Source organism: Dickeya dadantii NCPPB 898 (assembly GCF_000406145.1).
Taxonomy (GTDB): domain Bacteria; phylum Pseudomonadota; class Gammaproteobacteria; order Enterobacterales; family Enterobacteriaceae; genus Dickeya; species Dickeya dadantii.
In genome coordinates, this window is record NZ_CM001976.1 from 3133865 (window position 1) to 3157621 (window position 23757).

21 protein-coding genes and 1 pseudogene are annotated in these 23757 nt (G+C 49.0%); 13 read left to right on the top strand and 9 right to left on the bottom strand.

From position 1 onward, the window contains the following. The first annotated feature begins 216 nt into the window (after positions 1-216). The 6 genes and pseudogenes from DDA898_RS14130 (at position 217) to DDA898_RS14160 (ending at position 4980) form a co-directional block, all read left to right on the top strand. Entirely contained in the window at positions 217-861 is a 645-nt protein-coding gene (locus tag DDA898_RS14130; RefSeq protein WP_038911505.1) for a hypothetical protein, read from the top strand. 465 nt (positions 862-1326) lie between these two features. Beyond that, positions 1327-1704: a hypothetical protein gene (locus DDA898_RS14140; protein WP_038911507.1), complete on the top strand. Its 378-nt coding sequence runs from the start codon at positions 1327-1329 to the stop codon at positions 1702-1704. Continuing rightward, positions 1673-3074, top strand: a pseudogene (locus DDA898_RS14145) (relaxase/mobilization nuclease domain-containing protein). Before DDA898_RS14140 ends, DDA898_RS14145 begins: the two are co-directional and overlap by 32 nt. A 318-nt stretch (positions 3075-3392) precedes the next feature. Continuing rightward, positions 3393-4196, top strand: a complete 804-nt coding sequence (locus tag DDA898_RS14150; protein ID WP_038911508.1) for a hypothetical protein — start codon at positions 3393-3395, stop codon at positions 4194-4196. Positions 4197-4232: 36 nt separating this feature from the next. Then, the gene (locus DDA898_RS14155) at positions 4233-4607 is read left to right on the top strand and encodes an SEN1984 family lipoprotein (RefSeq protein WP_038911509.1); all 375 of its coding nucleotides are present in this window, start codon (positions 4233-4235) and stop codon (positions 4605-4607) included. 46 nt (positions 4608-4653) lie between these two features. Then, positions 4654-4980, top strand: coding sequence for a hypothetical protein (locus DDA898_RS14160; RefSeq protein WP_236616671.1), 327 nt, complete (start codon positions 4654-4656; stop codon positions 4978-4980). Positions 4981-5147: 167 nt separating this feature from the next. On the opposite strand, the gene DDA898_RS14165 is transcribed toward DDA898_RS14160, so the two are convergent. Next, positions 5148-6206: an HNH endonuclease gene (locus tag DDA898_RS14165; RefSeq protein ID WP_050570335.1), complete on the bottom strand. Its 1059-nt coding sequence runs from the start codon at positions 6204-6206 to the stop codon at positions 5148-5150. 221 nt (positions 6207-6427) lie between these two features. Here DDA898_RS14165 and DDA898_RS23455 point away from each other — a divergent pair, with 221 nt between their 5' ends. Continuing rightward, positions 6428-6589: a hypothetical protein gene (locus DDA898_RS23455; RefSeq protein ID WP_169432026.1), complete on the top strand. Its 162-nt coding sequence runs from the start codon at positions 6428-6430 to the stop codon at positions 6587-6589. Next, positions 6564-7082: a hypothetical protein gene (locus DDA898_RS22830; RefSeq protein ID WP_169432022.1), complete on the top strand. Its 519-nt coding sequence runs from the start codon at positions 6564-6566 to the stop codon at positions 7080-7082. Before DDA898_RS23455 ends, DDA898_RS22830 begins: the two co-directional genes overlap by 26 nt. 188 nt (positions 7083-7270) lie before the next feature. Here the strand turns inward: DDA898_RS22830 and DDA898_RS14175 are convergent, their stop codons facing one another. The 3 genes from DDA898_RS14175 to DDA898_RS14185 form a co-directional block, all read right to left on the bottom strand. After that, positions 7271-7681, bottom strand: a complete 411-nt coding sequence (locus tag DDA898_RS14175; RefSeq protein WP_038911510.1) for a hypothetical protein — start codon at positions 7679-7681, stop codon at positions 7271-7273. 465 nt (positions 7682-8146) lie between these two features. Next, complete coding sequence (locus DDA898_RS14180) at positions 8147-8344, bottom strand: helix-turn-helix transcriptional regulator (RefSeq protein ID WP_038911511.1); 198 nt, start codon at positions 8342-8344, stop codon at positions 8147-8149. A gap of 85 nt (positions 8345-8429) precedes the next feature. Beyond that, positions 8430-9284, bottom strand: coding sequence for a DUF6387 family protein (locus DDA898_RS14185; RefSeq protein ID WP_038912587.1), 855 nt, complete (start codon positions 9282-9284; stop codon positions 8430-8432). A gap of 895 nt (positions 9285-10179) precedes the next feature. On the opposite strand from DDA898_RS14185, the gene DDA898_RS14190 reads away from it, so the two are divergent. Both DDA898_RS14190 and ggt read left to right on the top strand, forming a co-directional pair. Next, the gene (locus DDA898_RS14190) at positions 10180-11427 is read left to right on the top strand and encodes a glycosyltransferase (protein WP_038911512.1); all 1248 of its coding nucleotides are present in this window, start codon (positions 10180-10182) and stop codon (positions 11425-11427) included. A gap of 304 nt (positions 11428-11731) precedes the next feature. After that, positions 11732-13495 (top strand): gamma-glutamyltransferase, encoded by a 1764-nt coding sequence (gene ggt, locus DDA898_RS14195; protein ID WP_038911513.1) that lies wholly within the window; start codon positions 11732-11734, stop codon positions 13493-13495. 201 nt (positions 13496-13696) lie between these two features. On the opposite strand, the gene DDA898_RS14200 is transcribed toward ggt, so the two are convergent. Then, entirely contained in the window at positions 13697-15298 is a 1602-nt protein-coding gene (locus tag DDA898_RS14200; RefSeq protein WP_038911514.1) for a methyl-accepting chemotaxis protein, read from the bottom strand. A 376-nt stretch (positions 15299-15674) separates the two neighbouring features. Here DDA898_RS14200 and DDA898_RS14205 point away from each other — a divergent pair, with 376 nt between their 5' ends. Then, positions 15675-16691, top strand: coding sequence for a S66 family peptidase (locus DDA898_RS14205; protein ID WP_038911515.1), 1017 nt, complete (start codon positions 15675-15677; stop codon positions 16689-16691). Here DDA898_RS14205 and DDA898_RS14210 read toward each other — a convergent pair. Further along, positions 16682-17578 (bottom strand): LysR substrate-binding domain-containing protein, encoded by an 897-nt coding sequence (locus DDA898_RS14210; RefSeq protein WP_038902717.1) that lies wholly within the window; start codon positions 17576-17578, stop codon positions 16682-16684. The genes DDA898_RS14205 and DDA898_RS14210 overlap by 10 nt on opposite strands. A 359-nt stretch (positions 17579-17937) precedes the next feature. Here DDA898_RS14210 and DDA898_RS14215 point away from each other — a divergent pair, with 359 nt between their 5' ends. Together DDA898_RS14215 and DDA898_RS14220 are read left to right on the top strand one after the other, a co-directional pair. Next, positions 17938-19113: a pyridoxal phosphate-dependent aminotransferase gene (locus DDA898_RS14215; RefSeq protein ID WP_038911516.1), complete on the top strand. Its 1176-nt coding sequence runs from the start codon at positions 17938-17940 to the stop codon at positions 19111-19113. Between the two features lie 118 nt (positions 19114-19231). Beyond that, a complete protein-coding gene (locus DDA898_RS14220) occupies positions 19232-20008 on the top strand; it encodes a transporter substrate-binding domain-containing protein (RefSeq protein WP_013318647.1) in 777 nt (258 codons plus the stop codon). A gap of 113 nt (positions 20009-20121) precedes the next feature. On the opposite strand, the gene DDA898_RS14225 is transcribed toward DDA898_RS14220, so the two are convergent. From DDA898_RS14225 to DDA898_RS14235, 3 genes are read right to left on the bottom strand one after another with little or no spacing between them, the layout of a single operon-like run. Then, a complete protein-coding gene (locus tag DDA898_RS14225; RefSeq protein WP_071604547.1) occupies positions 20122-21273 on the bottom strand; it encodes a hypothetical protein in 1152 nt (383 codons plus the stop codon). Positions 21274-21332: 59 nt separating this feature from the next. Further along, on the bottom strand, positions 21333-22481 hold the full coding sequence (locus DDA898_RS14230; protein WP_038911518.1) for a hypothetical protein: 1149 nt from the start codon (positions 22479-22481) through the stop codon (positions 21333-21335). A gap of 58 nt (positions 22482-22539) precedes the next feature. Continuing rightward, positions 22540-23739, bottom strand: a complete 1200-nt coding sequence (locus DDA898_RS14235; protein WP_038911519.1) for a hypothetical protein — start codon at positions 23737-23739, stop codon at positions 22540-22542. Between the last annotated feature and the right edge of the window lie 18 nt (positions 23740-23757).

Consider the following 23757-nt stretch of genomic DNA (forward strand, 5'->3'; position numbering starts at 1 on the left):
ATCGTGGTAATAATTTACATTAGTAAACATGATCACTGCCTCTTGTTTTCCCAATTTTCCTGTAGCATGTTTCTGTTACACAGTTCGTTAAAGAAAACAAACCAGTGGTGGTACAATTATTCACAAGCTAATTTGAATTTTTTTTCATGATAAAAATCACAATAAAACTTTCCGCCACAAAGCTAAAAAATGTCATACAAATAAATAGGATATAGCATGGACATTGAAACAGAAAAAAATACTGCGATAACAAACTTCATAGATGAATTCGGTTACAAAGGTGATCATGCAAAGATCAATGTAGAGGTCAAGAAAAAAAATAGAATATTTATGAATAGTAAATATGAAATAAAGGTATTTATAAGTAAAAGTACAACAATAGTAGAAGACAAGAATGAAAATGACAAAAAATTCGAACGTTCGATGATAATATATTTAGTAATATGTATAATTCTTGGTTCTTTATTTCTTTTAGGGGCTTATAACGAATATAAGTTTTATGAACTAGGTTATTTCACACCTATTTTTTTCGGTTTTTTGTATTTTAGAGTATTTTATCCTTTTTTAGGTGAGTTGCTGAAAAAACAAGCAGATGCTGTATCATTTTTTCTAGGAATGCTAACATCTTGTGGTTTGATATTTAAGCTGTCTGAAGTCCCCGTCAAATCTATTATATTAAAAGAAATACCTGATTATATAAAAATTTTCTGTTTATATTTTACTTTATACTTCTTATGTATATTCATTAGTGTGAAATTTTTCATTAGCCTATTAGACTATTTAAAATCTCTTACAAACACAAACACAAACACAAACACAAAATATAAAATTGCAAAATTCTTAATAAGAATACTCGATTAGCCACCTTTACTCCTTAATAGTCCCAAAAGCATAAATGGAAGTATTAATATCTGCATGTTAATAGCAAGAAAACAGATAGTGATAGTTTGATGAATTTTATCTTCACTATCATAAAAATTAAAAATCCACACATAACCTATAACATTCAAAACAGCAAAAACAAGAAGGTATATTTTCATGACAACTCCAGTTCAATTAATTTAATTCACAACATGTACGTACCACATAATAGATTAAAATCAAATATTTTTTGAAAGATACAAATATAATATAGTTAAGCAAGGGCTAACTCTCCGAAGCGCTACGCTGGCTTCTCCGAGTTCTCCCTTGTTTTTTTCGCCCTTCGGTTGAAAAAAATTAAAAGCAAAATCAACATCATGCATTGACATTGTTAGCTTCTGCCATATAAGTAAGTATTAAGCATAAGGAATATGCTTTGATTTAATTATATGAAAAGGAGTTCATATGAGCACTGGTAATACTTTTAATAATATCCTTCGCAGCCATTGCGTCAGTGTCAGATTAAATAGTGAAGAATTATCGCTTCTGAATGAAAGGCGTGGTAGTCATCGCAAAGGCGAATGGCTGCGTATGGCATTTCTGCATAACCTTCCCTCCGTAATTCCCTCTATTAATCTCGAAGCATGGAAAACCCTTGGTGATATTTCGCAGAAGCTGAACAGGCTTGTCGCTCATCTGGATAGCAAGAGCAATGATAGTTCTCTCTCACAAACTGAACTCTTTGCCGTGAAGCGTCAGATCTCAGAGCTTCGCACAAATCTGATCACCGATAATATGTGGAGTGCTTCCCATGAAGGGAATGCAGAAGATCAGACGGGGTAAAAACTTCACTGGTGTCGTTCTCTATGCATTAAAACCAGATTCTCACCACAAATGCACACCTTATGTCATTGGTGGGAACATGCTGGGGGATATAGCCGGAGATCTGATCGCCGAATTCAATACCACCAAAACGCTTCGCCCGGATGTTACTAAACCCGTCTGGCATAATTCACTTCGATTACCGAAAAGCGAAGCGCTGACAGATGCTCAGTGGTCAAAAATTGCTGATAATTACATGTCACGAATGGGCTTCTCTGAAACGCATCTGAGATGTTATATCCTTCATGACGACGCAGCAGGCCAGCACATCCACATTATTGCCAGCCGTATCGATCTCACTAATGGAAGCCTTTACTTGGGCAAAAATGAAAACCTCATTAGCACCCGTATAATCCAGCAGCTTGAACGCGACTATTCACTAAGAACCAAAGGACCAGAATTGGTAGCATCACCATCCCCAGCTTCGCCCTTCCCTCCTTCGCTATCCAGAAAATCCCCGCTCCAGAAACAGATGGGCGCAAAACCAAAGCCTAAAACACTGTCACGTAACGAAGCGATGATGGAGAAGTATAAAGGAGAACCATCACCAAAATCGGTCATCCAGGAAGCCTTGGAAGAATTACTTGTCGATAAACCATCCACCACTGAATTTGTGACACAGCTTGTGGCACGAAAGATCATGGCAGTCCCGAATATCGCTTCTACCGGAAAGATGAATGGGTTTTCATTCGAATACCAGGGGATTGCTTTCAAAGCTTCGCAGTTAGGTAAATGTTATTCCTGGTCCGCCTTACAAAACAGGCTCGACTACCAGCCGGAACGCGACAATGCTTTCCTGCTTGCATTGAAAATGCCCTCAGTCAGTAAGGCATCGGTTAGCGAAGCTCTTGATATGACCATTGCTATAGATACCCCTGAAATCTTCAAAGCAGACGTTAACACTCCCACCGAAATGCTTACCCTCAATAAAGATGCCGGTCAGGATAAATACGCTATCACTTATCCCATAGCGCTTCTCTCTGATGCTGATGCTGATGCTGATGCTGATGCTGATGCTGAAGAAGCGTATGCAACCGAAGCAGTAAAAGAAAGCTGGTGCAAGTAACAAAGAAGCACATGTAACCGAAGCGGCAAAAGAAGCTCACCACAGAAAACGCCTCTCTATGATTCAGACCGGCTTCAGATGGTTAGAAACCATCCCCTACCTCAACATCATCCTTGGCATGCTAAAAAAACTCAAAATCCCGACACTCAAACGCCCAGGAAAACACAACACCATCACTGGCGTGAAGATGATAGAAATTACGGCAACACCAAAAACCACTATCCAGACTCCGCAAAAATCACACTCATCATCATTCCAAATGTAGGGCTGAGAAGCCGTCCAGCAAGCCTTTCTTCATACAAAAAACACAAGATTAACGATCGTTAATACCGATTTATATTTAATTTATGATAGTTTTTATCTATCACAAGTAAACCATCGATCGTTATAAGCGATTTGCTTTGTTTGATCACAACTGTTCAAAATGTAGCTGTTCCTTTTCCCATAATAGACTGATTTAACTGGTCTATTTACTTATTCAACTAACGATATAGGTTCAGCAATGACAAATTTCGTCTCATACATAGTTCCTGACCTCTTCATACATCGAATATGACTTTCACTCAGCTATTAAGGAATTTGTATGAGCCTTTTATTCATGAGACGTTTCTGGATCGGCGTATTGCTTCCTGTGTTTATCGACTGGCTTTTTATGGCAGGTGCAATTCAGCTTTGGTGGCTCTGGTTACCTATCAGTGCCCCACTGCTCATCTGGGCTTTTTTTGCCTACAACAAAAATAGGAAAGAAGACGCAGATTCCAGAATCTGGATCCGCCAACAGTGGGAAGAGAAAATCACTACTGAAAAATTTGAATTTTGCGGTCGCGCATATACGTTTCAGGAAACGCTCTCAGGCACTGTCATCAGCTACAACCCGAACAATGACACTATCTGGGTAAAAACAGATGATGGGGATGAGACACAAATTTCCGCGCATGGCCTACCGTTCCGTGAATCGCATCGTATTAAAAAATACGAATTCAATGGCTATCATGACCATCATTCCTATGCATCATTTCATGATGCACTGATCGTTAATGAAACCACTAAAGAACGACATGTAAACATGCCGGAAAAATGTTTTATTGTCTTTGGATTAACGACATTGACTCTGCTTTTGTTTATTCGACCTATAGTAAGATTTACTGCTAGTGTCTATAGTTCTGCTATGCCCGTCCCAAGTTTTTTCCCTGTTACCTTTATCGTAACTAATATTATCTCTGCTGTTTCATTTATTATTTTCCTTTTTGATTTTAAAAATGATGATCTATGGGATATCTATTTGTTATCAACACTGGTCTGTCATGTCCTCATCAGATGGTTAAACATCAGGTCTAGCAAGTTTAATATCAAGTTCAATCGTCTGGTTATTTCATTTACACGTTAAGACCTAATAATAGTAAATCCTTAAAGGTTTAAATTAATGAAAAAATTTATCATCGTAACATTGGTATCACTCACTCTCTCTGGATGTTATTCCTTCGGTAATCAGACTCTGAAAAATGTAACGCAGGAAGACGTAAAAGCTAAAATTGTAAAAGGAAAAACCACCAAGTCAGAAGTATTAACCGCCTTTGGTGAGCCGGATAAACGTATCACCTCAGATGATGAGGAGAAATGGTCTTATTCTATGCATAACTACCGCAGTAAACCAACATCATATATTCCGATTGTAGGAATACTGACTGGCGGAACGGATATTGAAGAAAAATCAATTCTCATCACGTTTAAAGGTGAAAAAGTCAGCTCTTATGAATTCACTGCCAGTGCCAGTGAAATGAAACGCGGTCCCTTTTAAATACTTTTAAATACTTTTAAATTCAGCAATCCTCAAAACGAGAGCCATGATGAATAAAAAACTATCCTTAGGTTTATTACTGGTGCTGTCCTATTTTCTCACCGGCTGTGACAGCGAACCATCAGATGCTGATGTATCTAAAGCAATGCAATCTTTTACTGAAGAGATGAACAAAGGCGCACCGTCTGAATCAGCAAGAGTCGTTTTCAATTCAGCCAAGAAAATCGCATGCAAAGAGAAAGACAGCGACGGCGGTTACAAATGCACCGTCGACTACAATGCAAAGATCCCGTTTTTGGGTGAAAGAACATCAACCATGGAGCTTAAGTTCTTTAAATTTGAAGGAAAATGGAAGGTTTCACCGTCGAAATAATTGATATGCCATAAACAGCATCAGGGAAAACATCAGCCCGTAGTTTCATCGCTACGGGCTTTTTTCATCTGCATTACCTTAGACTTGAACTTAAAGTTTTCGCGGGCAGGACAGAACACAATCAAATCTGACAGGCAGCATTGAGCGAGATGCAGACAGTAGTAGCGTTAAGCACTTTCAACGTCATTATGATTTTCAATCCAATATTGCCGATGATTTATCAAATGAGTTGTTAACGGCCAGTTTTGCTTATCTTTAGGTAACCTGAGATATCGGCCATCTAACTCTGCATATTCTGTCCCAGCCAACTGTTCTGATATCCTTATTTTCAACTCGATATCAATCCAGAGCAAACCACGGTCAAATAGAGTATGGATGTCCGTTTTCAGTAACAGCCCATGCTGAGCACGGGTATGCCAAGCTCCTGCGTAGGGGGTGATATGTGCAGCTTCAAGCAACACTTGGATTGAACAGCCCGTTACTGCGCATTTACCCTCATAAGCTTCAATGAGCTTTCGTCTAAATACTGGTTGCCCTTCTCGAATAATGACCTCACGTAGTGCTTTGAGGCGAAAGTCACCTTCATCTTCAGGCAATTCATTGAATAATTCATCTCTCGCTTCAACTACCATCCGATCTCCTGGCCTTGGGGCGGCAATCTGAATTGGCGTCCTACCATCATCGGCAATATCCCATATGCCGTGCAGCTCCTGCACATACTGTTCATACCGTGTATTTTGTAGGTTTCCGCTACGAAATAACAAGTCGTATGGGCTACCCTGGTCAGTCTGGGCGCTTTTTCGGCTACCAAGATATCGATACCGGGAGTTGCTATTGACGGTTAATGCATCCAGTTGAATACGAATCTCGGTCTCTTTCAGGGGGGCGTTGCTGTTACGGATCCACTTAACAATATTTGTAGCAGAAGCGGAATTTAGTTGTGTCACGGCATACCATACGCGGAGATATTGCGGATAGTGCATTTCTTCAGGAATTATACCAGGTACATCAACAACATATGTTGAGAAATTATGATGACGCATCCATTCTCCCCACTGGCGGGAATGGGTGCTAATACCTATGCGATGGGGTTCGCGTTTGCCAATTTCATCATTGAATTCCTGTCGGGAGGGTGCTCGACCGAGTTTCTGATAAAGCTCATCACAGCAGTCCCACACTGCTCGTACTAACGGGCCCTGTGGGTATCCATCTTTGCTCTGGTTCAAAGTGTTCTCCGTCAACGAACATATCATGAGAATAGCAATATCCAATTCTGACACTAAATCCCCCGCATAGCATCAGGCGGTTATGAGCGAAAAGCTGACATTCCCATTGTTTTATCTTTACCTAGTAAAAATAATAAACATTTTTACAAATAAAAATTATAAGTTACAATGCGTAATGCCTTTGGTTTAAATATTTACACTTGAAAAGGAGTGACATACCGATGAATAAAAACAAGCTTTTCGCACAGCTATCAAAATATTCACTTGATGCTCAGATTGATGATTTCGAAAAATATATCATCGGAGCAGGCGGCCAAAATAGAGTTGACTTATCGGAATTAAAAAAAGCATATGAAGATGAAAAAAAAGAATGCTCCAGATGATTACATTAATTACTTAGAAGACTATTATTCAGAGCAATATGATTTCTTAGTTAACATACAACCAAATATTTTTAATAAATCAGCTTTAGTATCTTTATACTCATGCTTAGAGCACAATCTAAACGACTATTGTAACATCTGCCAAAAAATTGCAAAAACCAATATATCAGTAAGCGATTTTAATGGTGATGGCATTCACAAAGCAAAAAGATATTTAACAAAATTAATGGATATAGACTTTGGTCTATCACAAGAATGGCAATTCATGACAGACCTTAACAAGGTAAGGAATTGCGTAGTTCATGCTAACGGAGACATTAAAAAAATGAATTCAACTGAAACTTTAAAAACCATTATTGATAAAACACCGACTCTTTCACTAAATAATGAAAGTAATATAATAATCTCCTTGGATTATTTAAATGATACTATCATCAAAATTAGAAAACTCTTTCAATGGTTATATACACTTCTGAAGCAATCATCGAAGTGAATACGATTGCATCTCAGTTTGTTAATGGTCTATTTTTGAAAATAGTTACCGATGATACAGGACTGTTCTCCCTTGATTAACATGCGATCATGCTAATGATGTCCGTTCATGGCACAGAGCCGCCTGTAAGATTACGCTTAGCTCTGCGCAGCAACTGTGCCAGATCGGGTCTTAGCTAATACATTTCATCACAACCGGCAACCACTCTTCCTGACGCTTGCTGAGGCTCTTATCAACTTGTTCGCGTCATACTTCTTTTTCTCATGCACGTAGATCCGTTCTGTTCTTCCACCGTTGTTGATGATGAAGCTGATGATAGAGAGAAAGACTTTATTCAGACGGGCTTTATCAATCAAATCATCACTGATTTTCTCAATATGGCTGTAGTAAGAGAGAAGTAAAAAGCTCAGCACCACTTCTCGGTTTGAAAATGTCAGATTCTCTATGTCCTGCTGGTATTTAATATAAAATCCGGCACAAAAAAGATAAGACTGCTCGGTGATTTCTGCTTCTGAAAAGCCCGATTCATCGAGCTTATCAACGAACCTGTCCAGCAACAGCAAATACCTTTCCATTAAACTCATATTTATTTTTTTCATAACTATGCATCCTTGCATTTAAATTATTATTAATTGTCATCCTGACAACATATCAATATCATCATTAAATTAAAAATCAAGCAATATGTAAAAATATATTTACAGCGGAATATTAAATTTACAAACAATATATTCATTGAATGGCGATTAATTAAATGGCTCGTAATTTTGTTTTTATTAAAAAATTCATGAAATACTTTACAAAAAAGTATAGATATCACATATATTAAAAAACTGATAATATATTTTACAAAATAACAATCGTTAAAAATTAATTCAATTACTCTGATTCGGGCTGAACCAGCCTAAATAATTTACATTTAGGTATCAGGTGTGCATAATTATAATTAAGTACACCTGAGACTTAATAACGCCCCGCGAAACCTTTAAACAAAAGCCCTCATTAAAAACCGTAAAATATTCTGTAAAATATATAGCCTTTATTGATTGAAATTCTTTACACTTTTAAAATACATTTCTTTTTTCAATCGCGGTTAATATCCATTCATCAATTTCATTTTCAACAAATGCGACAGCACGGATACCAATTTTCACAGGTCGGGGGAAACGTTCTTCACTAATAAGGCGATAGATCCAGGCTTTTCCAAAGCCGGTTTTTCTCATTACTTCGGGGAAACGAATAAGGCGATTCTGGGTATTCATAGTCTCTCCTCGTTTTTTTAGAAGAGACTATATGAAAAGTTCAGGGAAACAAGCGAATTTCAGCACATCCAGAATTCGCGTGTTTTTAGTCCTTGTCTGCGAGCGTTATAACATCCGAAACCCGCATTTCTTTCAAATGGTTGTTCTTGTTAATAAAATGATGAAACTGAATGATGAATGGCTTGCAGACCGCTTTTAACGCCAGTGGTCTATCGGTATCTTTTATTTGGTTATTCGCTCTGATCCGCCCTTCTTTATCCGCATGGTCATAGAGCAGTGATGAAAGATGATCATCTGACACACGGATATCATGATGCTTTGCCCATATTAGTATGTCGATCATCGGGATCAGCCTGTAATTGATAATTTTCTTGATCGTTCCGTAGCCAAAGCGAACAGTATTTGATAAATCTTCTTCAATGCCCCATATTTTACGCCACTGTGGGAGCATCTCTCTCAGAGATCCGATGATTTCTTCGTCAGTGCCACTGGCGAAATCTATCTCAATCATTATGCTGTTTTTAAAAAATACAGGTAATGTCTTAGCGATGGGCGTATTTACGAATTCTTTTGTCACACGATACTCATCACTTTTTGCATCCCAGGAAAACAACGAATCATTCATACCGTGTATACAAAGATCAGCCAGTCTTCCGGTCGTTGTTATAGAGAAGTGTGGGGATGGGAAAAGCATATTGTCTATTGCAAGGAGCTCCATATAGCTATCCGTAATGAGGAAGGGTTCTCCACTAAAAAGACTTTTGGTATAAATTTCTGCCAGCCTGATTTCAACATCCCCAGGGTCAGATCTAAAAAACAATGACCGCATCACTAGCTCGTGATAAAGCCGCCCAAGAGATATGTTTTCAAACTGCCGATAGGTATCGATATTTAGCCATTCTTTGATTTCTTTAATGTCTTTGTCCGACAAGTTTTTCATATGATCATCCTCTATCAATTGTCCTTTCCTTAAAAAGGGTAGTTGATTCAGGCTGACCAGCGACTTCTCAGTGCCAGTTACCCTCATCCCTGCCACAACAACGAAAGTTAGCTTAGGTTCTTATTGACATTGGTTTCTAAAAACAGATAGTGTTATTGGTAGATTTGTTGGTAGAAGTTTTGGTGGTCATTTTGGTGGTCTTGACATGAAGAGACTTCCGGCTTAGGTTACTTATTAGCCATTTACTGGCAAAGGCGATCCCAGTCAGAGGAGCCAAAATTCAACGCCTTGCAATTCGAAAGAATCGCGAGGCGTTTTTGTTTATGAAACACGAATCCCGCCGGTCGGTGCTGACTGCACACCCATCATCAACGGCACCGCGATATCGGTATCGTAACGTCTGACGAGTGAGCCATGATACTGCTGAGTCATGACTTCTTTTTACGATAGCGCATCATGAAAATCAGAAAAGAACTATCCGATTCGTTTTAGTCCCTCTACTTAATAATAAAAACAAACGAAATCATTTATTGATGTTATTTTTCATTTTGCCATTTTATTTCTATATACAAATAACGAATTAATAAGACGTTGATATTAAAATCATACGGGAAAAGAATCCCTGTACAGTCGTACACAGCCTCCCCTATACTCGCGATAACATACTATTCAACCGATGTTTATTGTTGCAGCCAGATGACGAAAGCGCGGTGCGACGTGGCGTCACTCTGGCCGTGGCGGCTGTTCTCAGCGCAGCCCGCCTCTCCATCCGGAAAGAAAAAATAACGATGGGGACAAGTTAAAAATACCTATTCGCACCACTATTAATTACCGTAATAAACCACAGCTCAGGGATAAGAGCACACCCGTTATTTCTGGATTCAGGGAGGGAATCATGAGGGTATTTCTGTCCACGCTTGGCTCTGCCGGGGATGTTTATCCCTTTATCAAAATAGGTGAAGCATTGAAGAATGCTGGATTGGATGTTTATCTTTGTACCAATCCTTATTTTGAACAGACGGCAAAGGAAAGAGGGCTAAATTTTATTTCAGTTGGCAACAGCGAAGATTATTTACGCGCCGTCAATTCGCAACGCTTGTGGCATCATCAATCCGCCTTCAATGAAATGGTCAATTTCATGAATGCGCAGCAGCAAGCGGCTTATGACGCGCTGGCTCCATGGGTAGACCACGCTTCCGTCATCCTCACCTCGCTGTGGTCCTTCACCGCCAAAATGTTCAGCGAAACCCGGGGATGCTGCGTCATTCCGGTCCGCGTCACGCCATCGACGTTTATCTCCAGCTACGACCCGCCCTACCATCGTCAGTTACTGTGGGTTCGCCGATTGCCGATGTATATGCGCCGTCTGTTTTTGTATCTCGCCGAGAAATATCTGGCCGACCGCCAACTGGCGCCTTTTATTAATACGTTCAGAACCCGGCAGGGGTTGCCGCGTATCGAACGCGTTCTGACATCATGGACGCACCGCACCGATGCGGCGTTGCTATGCCTGTTTCCGGAATGGTTCGCCTCGCCGTTGCCAGACTGGCCGGCTCATGTTCGACAGGTTGGTTTTCCGTTGTTCAACCTGCTGGACAAGCAGCAGGACGATGATCTGGCCCAGTTTATCGCGCGCGAACGCACGGTAATTTTCATGCCCAGTTGGGCACTCAGCACCAAACGCCCGCTGGCCATCTCGCTGGTGAAAAAAATCCGGCAACGCGGCTACCAGTGCCTGATCGTCGGCAAACCATACCATGAGCTGGCAGACGATACGGGCGTTCGCGCCGAGAGCCATATTAATCTGGGCCAATACCTGCATCGGTGCGCCGCCATTATCCATCACGGCGGCATTGGCACGATGGCGCAAGCTTTCGCCGCCGGGATTCCCCAATTGGTTATTCCCAGCGCCTTTGATCAGTTCGATAACGCCCGCCGGGTAACCGCCATGAAGTGCGGCGAATGGCTACCGGAAAGCGACATCGACCAGTTGGGCGATAAACTGCACAGCCTGTTGGGCAACGCTGACATTGCGGAACACTGCCAGCGTATCCGCCAGCAGTTTCCTTCCGAGCAGACGGTCTGCCAGCGAATCGTCGACACCGTGCGTGAAGCCTACGCCAGACACATGGCCCAAGGCTGATAGCGAACATACGGTAATCCCCCGGCTATCGGGATGGCGTGTCTGGAGCAAAACCAGACACGCTCTCTCCCACATTACCCCGGTCCTGGCACCAGCATTCTGTATAGAAGACGCAGGCTATGCAAAAACGACATAAGCCCCTGTTCGATCACACTCCTGATGATTTTCCGGGCATGACAGGCCACTGCGTTTACACTGATAACGCCATGTTATCCAACATGAATAATGGCACATGCTATGCATGTCAAAAAACACAACAGACAAAACATCAATAACAACGCCAATAAAACAACAAGGGGGTTCTATGGCATCGGGAAAATGGCTGCTGCCGTTAAGTCTGACCGCATTGCTGGTCAGCGGTGCGGTCCACGCGGTTTCCATACCGGCGGTGGAAGCGAAAAACGGTATGGTGGCCACCTCGCAGCATCTGGCGTCGCAGGTCGGCGTCGATATTCTGAAGATGGGGGGCAACGCCATTGATGCCGCGGTAGCGGTCGGTTACGCACAAGCGGTGGTCAACCCCTGCTGCGGTAACATTGGGGGCGGCGGATTTATGACCATCCATCTGGCGGATGGCAAAGATACCTTCATCAACTTCCGTGAAACCGCGCCGGCCGCCGCGTCCGCCAATATGTATCTGGATGCGGAAGGTAAGGTTAAAAAAGACGCCAGCCTGTATGGCTACCTGGCGGCGGGCGTTCCCGGTACGGTGCTGGGGCTGGAAACCGCCCGCGAGAAATACGGTAAGCTGACCCGTGCTCAGGTGATGACGCCGGCTATCAAGCTGGCGCGGGAAGGCTTTATCCTGACCCGCGGCGACACCGACATTCTTGACACCACCGTCAAACGCTTTAAGCAGGACCCGGAATCAGCACGTATCTTCCTGCGCCCGGACGGCTCGGCGCTGCAACCGGGCGACCGTCTGGTGCAGACTGACTTGGCCACTACGTTACAGGCGATCGCGGATAAAGGGCCGGACGCGTTCTACCACGGCAAACTCCCGCAAATCATCGAAGACGCCGCCAAAAAAGGCGGCGGCATTCTGACGGCGGCGGACTTCGCCAACTATCGCGTAACCGAAACCCAGCCGATCACCTGCAGCTATCGCGGCTATCAGTTCATCTCGTCACCGCCGCCCAGCTCCGGCGGGATCACGATGTGTGAAACACTGAACATTCTCGAAGGTTACGACCTGAAAAGCATGGGCTTTAACTCCGCGCAGGCAATCCATGTCATGACGGAAGCGATGCGTCACGCCTACATGGACCGCAACACCTATCTGGGCGACCCGGATTTTGTCAAAAACCCGGTCGACCGGCTGCTGAGCAAAGCGTATGCCGCCGAAATCCGCAAGAAAATCGACGACACCAGAGCCACGCCGTCCGAACAGGTGAAACCCGGCATGGAACCGCATGAAAAACCGGAAACCACCCACTACTCGATCGTCGATAATCAGGGCAACGCCGTCTCCACCACTTACACGGTGAACGGCCGCTTCGGCGCGGTGGTGATAGCCCCCGGCACCGGCTTCTTCCTGAACGACGAGATGGATGACTTCACCGTCAAAGTGGGCGAGAAAAACCTCTACGGACTGGTGCAAGGCGAGCGCAACGCCATCGCACCGGGCAAACGCCCGCTGTCGTCGATGAGCCCGTCGCTGGTGACAAAAGACGGCAAGATCCTCCTGGTGCTTGGCTCGCCGGGCGGCTCGCGCATCATCAGCATCACGCTGCAGAGCGCGCTGAATATTCTCGACTTCGGCATGCTGCCGCAGGAAGCGGTTGACGCGCCGCATATCCACCATCAATGGCTACCGGACGAGGTTTACTATGAACAGCGCGGCCTGTCCGCCGATACGCTCGCGTTGTTAAAAGAGCGCGGCTATAAAATGGTGGAACAAACGCCGTGGGGCGCGACCGAGCTGATCATGGTCGGATTGGCCGGCGTGGAAGGCGTGATCCCGGCCAACTCCGGCAATGACTCGGCAGTATCCGGTAAGGTGCGCGAAGGGTATCTGTACGGCGCCAACGACTCTCGTCGTCCGGCTGGCGCCGCCATCGGCTACTGATCTCTCCCCCGCAGAACGCGGGGGATGCCGAGTGAATTCGGCAGTCCGGCCCTAAGGGGCCGTTGCAAACGCGGTTCACATCGCTATCCGACAACGCAACCCCGGTCATCGCGTTAACGCAATGGCCGGGGCGCGTTTTTGCCGTCAGCATGCAATTTATCGCCGATAAACTTACCGCCGATAAACTTACCGCCGATAAATTTACCGGCTATAGCTCAGTAACAGTTCGTGCCCGGCAACCCCGCTGTCCGGCCGTACGCCTGGCGCTTTACCCGAGAGCCGGAACACGCCGACCGCCTGCACCAGTTCCTCCGCCTGACCATTCAGGCTGCCCGCGGCGGCGGCCATTTCCTCCACCAGCGCCGCATTTTGCTGAGTAGTGCGCTCCATGCTCACCACCGCTTCCCCCACCTGCGACACCCCGCTGCTTTGTTCGCTGCTGGCAGAACTGATTTCGCCCATGATGTCGGTCACGCGGCGAATACTATCGACCACGTCCTGCATGGTGTGGCCCGCATTATCCGCCAGCGCGCTGCCGCTCTCGATCCGCTCCACGCTGGCGGAGATCAGCGTTTTGATCTCACGGGCCGACTCCGCGCTGCGCTGCGCCAGTGCACGCACCTCGCCCGCCACCACGGAAAAACCGCGCCCCTGCTCACCGGCGCGCGCGGCTTCCACAGCGGCATTCAGCGCCAGAATATTGGTCTGGAAGGCGATACCGTCAATCACGCCGATGATATCGGCAATGCGCTGGGCGCTGTCGTTGATTTCCCGCATGGTGTCCACCACCTGCGTCACCACCTCGCCGCCCTGCTCCGCTACCTGGCTGGCGGTCTGGGCCAGTTGGTTGGCCTGCAGGGCGTTGTCGGCGTTCTGTTTCACCGTGGCGGAAAGTTGCTCCATCGAGGCGGCGGTCTGTTCCAGCGCGCTGGCCTGGGATTCAGTACGCGCGGACAGGTCATGGTTGCCGTGCGCGATTTCGCCGCTGGCTACCCCCACCGACTCGGCGCCATGCCGCACCTGCGTGACGATACGAATCAGGCTCGACTGCATGTGCGACAGCGCGTTGAGCACGGTGGCGATCTCATCACGCCCGCTGGCGTTGATAGGATAGGTCAGATCGCCGTCCGCCACCGCTTCGGCCGCAGCCTGCGCCTGCGCCAGACTGCGGACAATGCTACGCACCATCAGCCAGCCAAATAGCGCTGCACCGGCAATCCCCGCCAACACCGCCACAATCGCCAGCGCTTTCAGCCACTGGTAACGTTGCACCGAACCGGTGTATTCATCTTTAGCCACGTTAACCTGCAACGTCACCAGTTGGCTGAGCAGCGCGTGGCCCTGTTTTTCCAGCGAGCTGACTTTATCATCATAAAGACGTATCGCCTGTTCCATCCGTCCGGCCCGGATCGCCGCATCGGTCGGCTGCACGCCTTCGCGATCATAGCGCTGCAGATTGTCGGCAAACTGGTCCGCCAATCGCGCCTCTTCCGGCGTCAGATAAGTGGCGCGATACTCGCCCCAAACCCGGACAATCCGGTTCAGGTTCTGGTTCAATTCTTCAACCCGCTGCTGCTTATTCGCCGCCTCCGGTAGCAGCAGCATGTCCATAATCAATACCCGGTTGCGCTGCACCAGCCATTCCAACTGCTCCAGTTGCGCCAGCACCACGGTACGGTCTTCATACACCGTCTTGAGCGACTGATTGGCCTTCTCGGCGGTAAACATGCCGATAGCCCCCATAATCAGAATGCCCAACGACAGCATCCCGGTGAAACTCCATAATCGTGTCGAAATCTTCATTGCTGCAAATCCTGTTCTGTGTGGTGTCGTCTGTTGTTATGTCATGTCTGAAAATGTTATGTCGTGCCTGAATCATGGCCGTACCGGGCGTGATAATCTGCTGCGGCATAGACTCCCAACCGGAGGAAAACTATATAGAAACGCGAGGTAAGACAGAAGGTTACCGATTTTTCCGTCAAGCAGACAAAATAGAATGAAATAGAGTTTCATAAGAAGAAACAGGTGGTTTAAGGTCATATTCAACCTGCGAAACGTTACTGACGTCTCCATTCGCAGCCGTTTATAAAAATGTGCCGAAAACTATTTTTTATATTGTCAGTCGATTGAAAAGAAATTCTTATGATTGAAGTATATTCCTGTCAGGAGAAAGCGTGTGATGTCCCATGAGCTGTTGCTGCCCCCGCCGTTGCGCCCAGGCGATACCATCGGTTTTTTCTCGCCGTCCTCGCCCGCAACGCACGTTGCCCCGGCGCGTTTTGAACGGGCAAAAGCCTTTCTTGAACAGCGCGGTTACCGGTTGCACGCCGGCGCGCTGACCGGTAAAACCGACCACTACCGGTCCGGCAGCATCGCCGCGCGCGTTGACGAACTGAACACGCTGATCCGCGACCCTGCGGTACGCTGCATTATGTCGACCATTGGCGGCAGCAACAGCAACTCGCTGTTGCCGTATCTCGATTACGACGCCCTGCGCCGCGATCCGAAAATCATCATCGGCTATTCCGACGTCACCGCGCTGCTGCTGGGTATTTACCGCCGCATCGGACTGGTGACCTTTTACGGCCCGGCGCTGGTGGCGTCGTTCGGCGAATTCCCGCCTCTGGTGGACGACACCTTCGCCGCTTTTGCCGAAATGACCAATGCGGCGCGGCACGGCCATGTCTATCATATGCCGCTGGGCTGGACCGACGAACGGCTGGACTGGAATCAGCAGTCGCGCGCCAAAATCACCCATCCGAACCGGTGGCGCTTCGACGGCGGCGGCGTTTATCAGGGACGGCTTATCGGCGGCAACCTCAATACCATGGCGGGGATCTGGGGCAGTCCGTTTATGCCGGTGATTGAAGACGGCGATATTCTGCTGCTGGAAGACTCGCTGAAGGACATCGCCACCGTGGAGCGCGCATTCGCCCACCTGAAGCTCTGCGGCGTGTTTGACCGGGTCGCGGCGGTGATTCTGGGCAAGCACGAACAGTTCGATGATAAAGGCACCGGCCGTGATTCACTGACCGTGCTGCGCGAAGTGCTTAACGGGCAGCCGCTGCCGGTGCTGGCGGATTTTGATTGCTGCCATACTCACCCGATGCTGACCCTGCCGCTCGGCGTGCGTATTACGGTCGATTTTGACGCCGGCCGCGTCGCATTAAACGATCCCTGGCTGCGTCAGCCCTGACCGGGCGGCAGGCAATCAGTGAAGCTGGCGAGAAAATCCGTCAGCCATTCCGCCTGCGCACGTCCATCCAACCCAGGCCGGTGCGCCAGATAATAGGCCGCGCCGGTTTTTACCGTTTCGGTAAACGGCATCACCAGCCGCTGCCGCCGGATATCCTCCGCCACCAGCGTCACATCCGCCATCGCGACGCCAAATCCCTGAATGGCGGCACTGATAGCCAGATCCATGGTGTCGAACTGTTGATTACGGCGCATCACCTGCTCGCCGATGCCGTGGGTTTTCAGCCACAACTTCCAGTCACGCTGGTCATGCGTTGGATGCAACAGCGTCAGACGCGCCAGTTGTTCCGGCGACAGCGCCGCTTGCCCGGCAGGCAGCAGATGCGGCGCCAGCACCGGCGACAGTACCTCGTCGAACAATTTGCCGTCATGGTGGCGCGGCGCAGCATCCGGCGCGAACACTACCGCCACATCAAAATCTTCGTGACGAAAATCGACGCCGTGTTCGGTGGTGGTGGTCAGCGCGACATGAATATCCGGCCGCCGCTGCTCCAGCGTCATCAGTTGCGCCACCAGCCAGCGCATGGCGCAGGTCGGCGCCTTCATCCGAATGGAACGCCCTTCGCGCACCCGGTTCGTCACCCGAAATAGTTGATCAAACACCTCGCGAATCTCCGGCAACAGCTGACTACCCTGCGGCGTCAACCGTAAACCACGGGCATGGCGCTGAAACAACGCGAAGCCCAGCCAGGCTTCCAGCGACGCGATTTGCCGGCTTACCGCCCCCTGCGTGACGAACAGTTCCTCCGCCGCCCGGGTGAAATTGAGATGACGGGCGGTCACCACAAAAGCGTGCAGCGCATTCAGCGGCGGGATACGGTTATTGATGGTCATGCGCGCTCTCCGTCAGGCGGCCATAAGAAAATTGATTACATAACTATGCAAAAAACGCGGCGTAGAGCTTAGCACTGTTTCCCGATGCAAGCGGCATCGTCCGCCCCGATTTCGCGGTAGGCGACGCTGACCATCGCCATATCTTATTGCTCGCAGACAATAAAAACCGCACTGAGCCATGCGTTTTTCTCATGGCTATTATGACAACAATTCGATTGTAGTACCACCGATGGCAACGTCTAATGCATGAATAGTTATTCATCTATAGCCAATAAATTTCAGCAGACAGGGCATCACCCTGTTACCGTTCGCCAGTGAAGCGAGCCTGCTGCGGCACTCAACGGAGACCCCTCATGCCGATTCAAACCCCGGTGCAGTTCAGTTCTAAATTACCGGATGTGGGCACGACTATTTTTACCGTTATCGGCCAGCTATCCAGCCAGCACAACGCCATCAACCTGTCTCAGGGTGCGCCCAGCTTTCCCTGCTCGCCCGAGCTGATCGCCGGAGTGACGCGCGCCATGACCGAGGGTCATAACCAGTACGCGTCGATGTCCGGGCTGGTGTCGCTCAAAGAGGTGGTGGCGGAGAAAGTCAAACGCCTGTACGGCCAGCACTACGACGCCGGGCGGGAAGTCACCATCACCGCCAGCGCCAGTGAAGGGCTGTATTCCGCTATTTCCGCGCTGGTGCATCCGGGCGACGAGGTTATCTATTTCGAGCCGTCGTTCGACAGCTATGCGCCCATCGTCCGGCTGCAGGGCGCAACGCCGGTGGCGCTGAAACTCGCGGTGCCGAGTTTTGCCATCAACTGGGACGAGGTGCAGGCGGCCATCACCCCGCGCACCCGCATGATTATCATCAATTCGCCGCACAACCCGAGCGGCCAGGTGCTGAGCGCCGACGATCTGGCGCAGTTGGCGCGCCTGACGCGCAACACCGACATCGTGATCCTGTCTGACGAGGTCTACGAACACGTGGTGTTCGACGGTCAGCGTCATCACAGCATGGCAACCCACAGCGAACTGGCGGCGCGCAGCGTCATCGTTTCGTCGTTCGGTAAAACCTTCCATGTCACCGGCTGGCGCGTCGGTTACTGTCTGGCCCCGGCGGCGCTGATGGATGAGATCCTCAAAATCCACCAGTTTATGATGTTCTCCGCCGACACGCCGATGCAGTATGCCTTTGCCGAGTACATGGCGGACCCGGCGACCTACCTGTCGCTCGGCCAGTTCTATCAGCACAAACGCGACCTGCTGGCGAGCGCCCTACAGGACGGACCGTTTGAAATGTTGCCCTCCGCCGGTTCGTTCTTCATGCTGGCGAGCTTTGCGCACTTCAGTGATGAAAGTGACAGCGACATGGTCAAACGACTGATTATCGACCACGGCGTGGCGACCATTCCGCTCTCGGCGTTTTACACCGACGGCACCGACAATAAACTGATTCGGCTGTCGTTTTCCAAAGATGACGCAACGCTGCTGGCCGGTGCGAAAGCCCTGTGTCAGGCCGCGGAGCGCCGACGCTAACCGGCTGCCGTATGCCGATCAATGCGGTGGCGCTCGATTTGTGTTTGATGGCTGTTTCTGTGTGATGTTGATTGCAGTTTAAAGACTACTCATTGATTTACCGGAGATCGTTCCCGATATGAAAAAATTAAGCATGTTGATGTTGTCGCTGGGTTTACTGTCCTCCTCCGTCGCGCTGGCGCAGACCGAGCTGCGTTTTGGGCTGGAAGCGGAATACCCGCCGTTTGAAAGCAAAAACGCCAAGGGCCAGTTGGAAGGGTTCGATATCGATCTGGGCAATGCCATCTGTAAGGCAGGTAATTTCAAATGCACCTGGACCGAAACCTCGTTTGACGCGCTGATTCCGGCGCTGCAGGCCAAAAAGTTCGACGCCATCAACTCCGCGATGAACATCACCGAAAAACGTAAGGAAGCGATCGACTTTACCACGCCTATCTACCGCATTCCGACCCAACTGGTCGGCAAACCGGACAGCGGTCTGGCGCCGACGCCGGAAGCGCTGAAAGGCAAGAACATCGGCGTATTGCAGGGGTCGATTCAGGAAGTGTACGCCAAAGCGCATTGGGAGCCGAAAGGCGTTACCGTGACCTCTTACAAAGACCAGAACCTGGCGTATGACGACCTGGCGGCAGGCCGTCTGGACGGTACTCTGGTGATGGCGGCGGCCGGTCAGTCCGGCTTCCTCGACAAACCGGAAGGCAAAGGTTTCGCTTTTATCGGCGGGCCGGTGGAAGACACCGCGATTCTGGGCAGCGGCATCGGCTTTGGTCTGCGTAAAAGCGACGCCGCGCTGAAAGCCGAACTGGACAAAGCCATCAAACAGGTGAAAGACGACGGCACCGTCGAGAAACTGGCGAAGCAATACTTCCCCGGCTTCGACGTGCGGGTGCAATAAACCGCCGCTTGCCGCCGTTTCACATCCTGAACGACGGTTATGAAATCATAAGGCCCGCATCAGACGATGTGGGCCTTGTTTTTGGCACATGCGGTTAGCCGGGAAAACGTCTGTTACGGCAACGGTAAATCCTTCAACCGACCGGGGTGTTGTTTGACGATGTCCCAGGGTATGACGGGCCAGGACTCGCCGGCACAGGGTTGCTGTGCATCTGAAAACGAAGGGGAAAACAGAATGCCTTTCGGCGTCAAAATCCAGTTATTATCGTAACCATTCCAGATATCCTGATTGCTGTAATCGCAGTCGTCGCTATTCACCGGAGTACGCATCTGTTCCGGATAATACTGTGTCAGTTGCGTCACCAGCCAGGCCGGAAGAATTGTATTGTTATACTCACCTTTCTCAATCGTCGAGTTGTCCGGCACCGGGCCATCCCCCACCCACAGCACATCGCTCAGCACCAATGGGTGTCCGTCGCTAACGCGTAACCTGATGGGCCAGTTGCCTGAACTGTGGCCTCCGTCGCATATGCTGCTTCGCAGATCCGAGACGCTCAGCACGGATGGTGACAGCAACTGAATGTCAACTACCGACATCGCCTCACCCTGATACTGGCTCACCATCATGCAATCATGATAACCAATGACGTTTTGCCATAATAACGTTTGCAGCGCCGCGTTGAGCCGGCCGCGCTGCGCATCGCTGTAGCCGGATGCAATCTGGAACGTTGTCATACCGGACACCGGCTCCTGCCACCATTCAATTTCATGCCCGTTGACCGTCTCTTTTTTCGTCATCGCCAGTACGGTCTGTGCCTGACGCAAATATTCATATGGCGATAATTGATACAACGTCTGCATAAAAGGCGACAACGCCGCAGGCAAGGCCGCGGGCGACAACGTAACCGGGTAGGTTTTTCCCTTACCGCTGCGCCACTCGCCCTGCCAGTTTTTCTGGTTATCGGTACGCAGCGTCATCACCGGTTTGCCCGTTTGCGCCTGCTCATCCCACTGCGGTTTACCTTCCCGTAGCACCAGCACGCCCGTTTTGTCCCATTTGCCGCTCAACGGCAAATCTTTGCGATACTGGCTATAAAAATAGCGTCCCTCCACGCCGTTATCAGAGAACGTCAAGGTCATGACGATACCGGCATTGCCAAGTTTGCCCTGATACACCGCCACCTCATCCGCCATCGCACAGGTTGTCAGCAACATCAATCCCAGCACACACCCCAAGCGCCTGATATTCTTTATCAACTCGTTCATATTCCGTATCCATTCAGCTATAGAAAAAGCGCTGCTATCGCCGTGATAGCTGCTTGCGGTTACGGCAACGGCAAATCCTTCAGCCGTCCGGGGTGTTGTTTGACGATGTCCCAGGGCAGGATTTCCCAACCGGAGCCTTTGCACTGCGAAGTCAGATTAGGGGTCATGGTCTGGAAATAGATACCTTTGGATGTCAGGCTCCAGGGGGCATTCGCCCACACCTCTGACGAACTGTAGTCACAGGCATCCTCGCTCTCGTCATCCGTCGCCGCGGTCTGTTCCGGATAGAGCCGGGCAAACTGCGCGGCCAGCCATGTCGGCAAGGTTTCCTGCAAATAGTCATCAGGGATAGCGGAGGCATCCGGCACCGGCGATTCGTCTACCCACATCAAATCAGACAGCGTCAGCTCGCTCGCGTCAGAGACACGCAAAATGTGGGGCGATACTTTCATATAACTGTGTGCGCCGCCACACTCTAGAACACTGGATATCACGTAGCTAATCATCTTCTCTGATAGCAGGCTAATCTTTACCGTATCGTCCGAGTGTTCGCACTGGACAACATCCAGCAACGAGCGCCAAAAACTCTTACGTAGCGCAGCGTTCAAGGCAGCGAGCTGTTCCGCCGGATAGCCAGAGGTTAACTGAAACATCGACAGTTTAGCGTTCGGTTCCTGCCACCATTCCACGTTATAACCGTTGACGACGCCTTGCTTGACCATCACCGGTTCAGCCGTTGCACGCAGCAGATAGTCATAAGGCGAGAGCTGGTAGAGCGACTGCATAAAGGGCGATAATCCGGTTGTCGCTATCGGTGCCACTGGCGACAGCTCAATGGCGAGTGGCTTATCTTGCCCCTGACGCCACTTACCCTGCCAGCCATTCTCGGTAGCGCGTAGCGTGATGACCGGGCTGCTCGCCGTTTTTTCCTCATCCTCAGTACCGTATTCACTGTCGCTATACGATGTGTACGATTCCCCATCCAGGGTGACGACGCCCTGCTTGCTGCGCTGACCGTTAATATAGTGAGTCACCCGCTCAGGCGTCACAAAATAGCGGCTCTTCACGCGCCCATCCAACTTAACATCCAGCTCTATCACCACTGGCGTTGTTCCCAGCGTGCCGCCATATACCACCGGCGTTGCCTGCGCGTTTCCCGCCAGCAACCCCATCCCCAGAATCCCTGCCATAAAATGGATGCTTTTCATGTAATGTACGATGTCTCTTTATGATCCGATAAAAGCAGCACCGCGGTGCTGCATAAGGTTAAGGCAGCACCAGCTCACCGTTGCGTACATTCTCGGCCGAATGACTTTTTATGAATGACCAGGGCAATAACGCCCATGAGTCATAGGTAATTTTACCAATATGGTCATCGGTTGAGATATTGGAATAAAAACGCAACCCTTTAGCCGTTGCAAACCAGTTTTTACCAACCTGAACCCAGCCATCAGGTTCAGGGGCTGGATAAGTGTCAGATCGGGCTGCCAGCTCATCCCGGTGCAAGATCATCAGTTGCTCATACAACCATTTGGGTAGCGCACTATCAAAAGACGGTGACGGGTATTCATCGGCTTCCTTATTCTCCCCTATCGATAACAATTGCGACAATGCCACCGGTTTTGCGGTGCGGGTGGAGAGCGTTTGCGGTTTCAGCCAAAATTTTTGCTCGTTGCTGTCACCGGAGCCTTGTCCAGGAGCATCATCCTCGTACCGAACCATCACCTTACAGTCCCTGTGATATATCTGATTGATATAACTGACCAACGACGCGGAGAGCAGAGTTATCTGAATCTGTTGTGACAGATAGCCGCCATTATCAACACACGCCTGCTGCTTCAGCATGGTACTCCACCACTCTTGCTGTAAGGTACGGTTCAGCGCCGCCATCGTTTCCGGTGGATAGCCGCTGACAAACTGAAAAATTTTCACCCGTGTCTGTGGATTCTGCCACCAGGCCAGTCGATATTCCCCCATATCTCTTTCGCCCAGGAACTCCACCGGGCGGGTTTGCCATAACAGGTAGTCATAGAGCGACACATCCCGCAGCCCCTGTTTCATCGCTTGTGCGTTATCGTTGGGAATATCAGTGCCGGATATCAGCGTCAGGTTTACCGGGAGGCGTTGCCCGTTAGGTTGACGCCACTCGCCTTGCCAGCGCTGTTTTTCTTTATTGGGACGCAACACCATATGGTGTCGTTTATTCAGTTCTCCATCGCTAATCGAGCTGCCCAGCTGGCTATCCGGTACAATCATCAGCGATTCATCGTCTATTCCCTCAATCCAGGCCGTCAGAGAGCGGTCTTTATGATCCTGTACATCGAAGAAGCGCCCTGTTGTCGGCCCATCACCGAGCTTTAGCTCCAGCACGACATTAGCATTCCCTATCGTCCCGCGATAAACATCCGCCCACGCACATTGAATTAACGCCAGTAGCCCCAGCGCCATAACCGTGATATGTCTCATTATCCAATCCTTGCGGTT

What these genes read in the sequence shown, in the direction of transcription:
- DDA898_RS14130 (WP_038911505.1), top strand. Translation starts at nt 217, where the DNA reads ATGGACATTGAAACAGAAAAAAATACTGCGATAACAAACTTCATAGAT.
- DDA898_RS14140 (WP_038911507.1), top strand. Translation starts at nt 1,327, where the DNA reads ATGAGCACTGGTAATACTTTTAATAATATCCTTCGCAGCCATTGCGTC.
- DDA898_RS14150 (WP_038911508.1), top strand. Translation starts at nt 3,393, where the DNA reads ATGAGCCTTTTATTCATGAGACGTTTCTGGATCGGCGTATTGCTTCCT.
- DDA898_RS14155 (WP_038911509.1), top strand. Translation starts at nt 4,233, where the DNA reads ATGAAAAAATTTATCATCGTAACATTGGTATCACTCACTCTCTCTGGA.
- DDA898_RS14160 (WP_236616671.1), top strand. Translation starts at nt 4,654, where the DNA reads ATGATGAATAAAAAACTATCCTTAGGTTTATTACTGGTGCTGTCCTAT.
- DDA898_RS23455 (WP_169432026.1), top strand. Translation starts at nt 6,428, where the DNA reads ATGAATAAAAACAAGCTTTTCGCACAGCTATCAAAATATTCACTTGAT.
- DDA898_RS22830 (WP_169432022.1), top strand. Translation starts at nt 6,564, where the DNA reads ATGAAAAAAAAGAATGCTCCAGATGATTACATTAATTACTTAGAAGAC.
- DDA898_RS14175 (WP_038911510.1), bottom strand. Translation starts at nt 7,681, where the DNA reads ATGAAAAAAATAAATATGAGTTTAATGGAAAGGTATTTGCTGTTGCTG.
- DDA898_RS14180 (WP_038911511.1), bottom strand. Translation starts at nt 8,344, where the DNA reads ATGAATACCCAGAATCGCCTTATTCGTTTCCCCGAAGTAATGAGAAAA.
- DDA898_RS14185 (WP_038912587.1), bottom strand. Translation starts at nt 9,284, where the DNA reads ATGAAAAACTTGTCGGACAAAGACATTAAAGAAATCAAAGAATGGCTA.
- DDA898_RS14190 (WP_038911512.1), top strand. Translation starts at nt 10,180, where the DNA reads ATGAGGGTATTTCTGTCCACGCTTGGCTCTGCCGGGGATGTTTATCCC.
- ggt (WP_038911513.1), top strand. Translation starts at nt 11,732, where the DNA reads ATGGCATCGGGAAAATGGCTGCTGCCGTTAAGTCTGACCGCATTGCTG.
- DDA898_RS14200 (WP_038911514.1), bottom strand. Translation starts at nt 15,298, where the DNA reads ATGAAGATTTCGACACGATTATGGAGTTTCACCGGGATGCTGTCGTTG.
- DDA898_RS14205 (WP_038911515.1), top strand. Translation starts at nt 15,675, where the DNA reads ATGTCCCATGAGCTGTTGCTGCCCCCGCCGTTGCGCCCAGGCGATACC.
- DDA898_RS14215 (WP_038911516.1), top strand. Translation starts at nt 17,938, where the DNA reads ATGCCGATTCAAACCCCGGTGCAGTTCAGTTCTAAATTACCGGATGTG.
- DDA898_RS14220 (WP_013318647.1), top strand. Translation starts at nt 19,232, where the DNA reads ATGAAAAAATTAAGCATGTTGATGTTGTCGCTGGGTTTACTGTCCTCC.
- DDA898_RS14225 (WP_071604547.1), bottom strand. Translation starts at nt 21,273, where the DNA reads ATGAACGAGTTGATAAAGAATATCAGGCGCTTGGGGTGTGTGCTGGGA.
- DDA898_RS14230 (WP_038911518.1), bottom strand. Translation starts at nt 22,481, where the DNA reads ATGAAAAGCATCCATTTTATGGCAGGGATTCTGGGGATGGGGTTGCTG.
- DDA898_RS14235 (WP_038911519.1), bottom strand. Translation starts at nt 23,739, where the DNA reads ATGAGACATATCACGGTTATGGCGCTGGGGCTACTGGCGTTAATTCAA.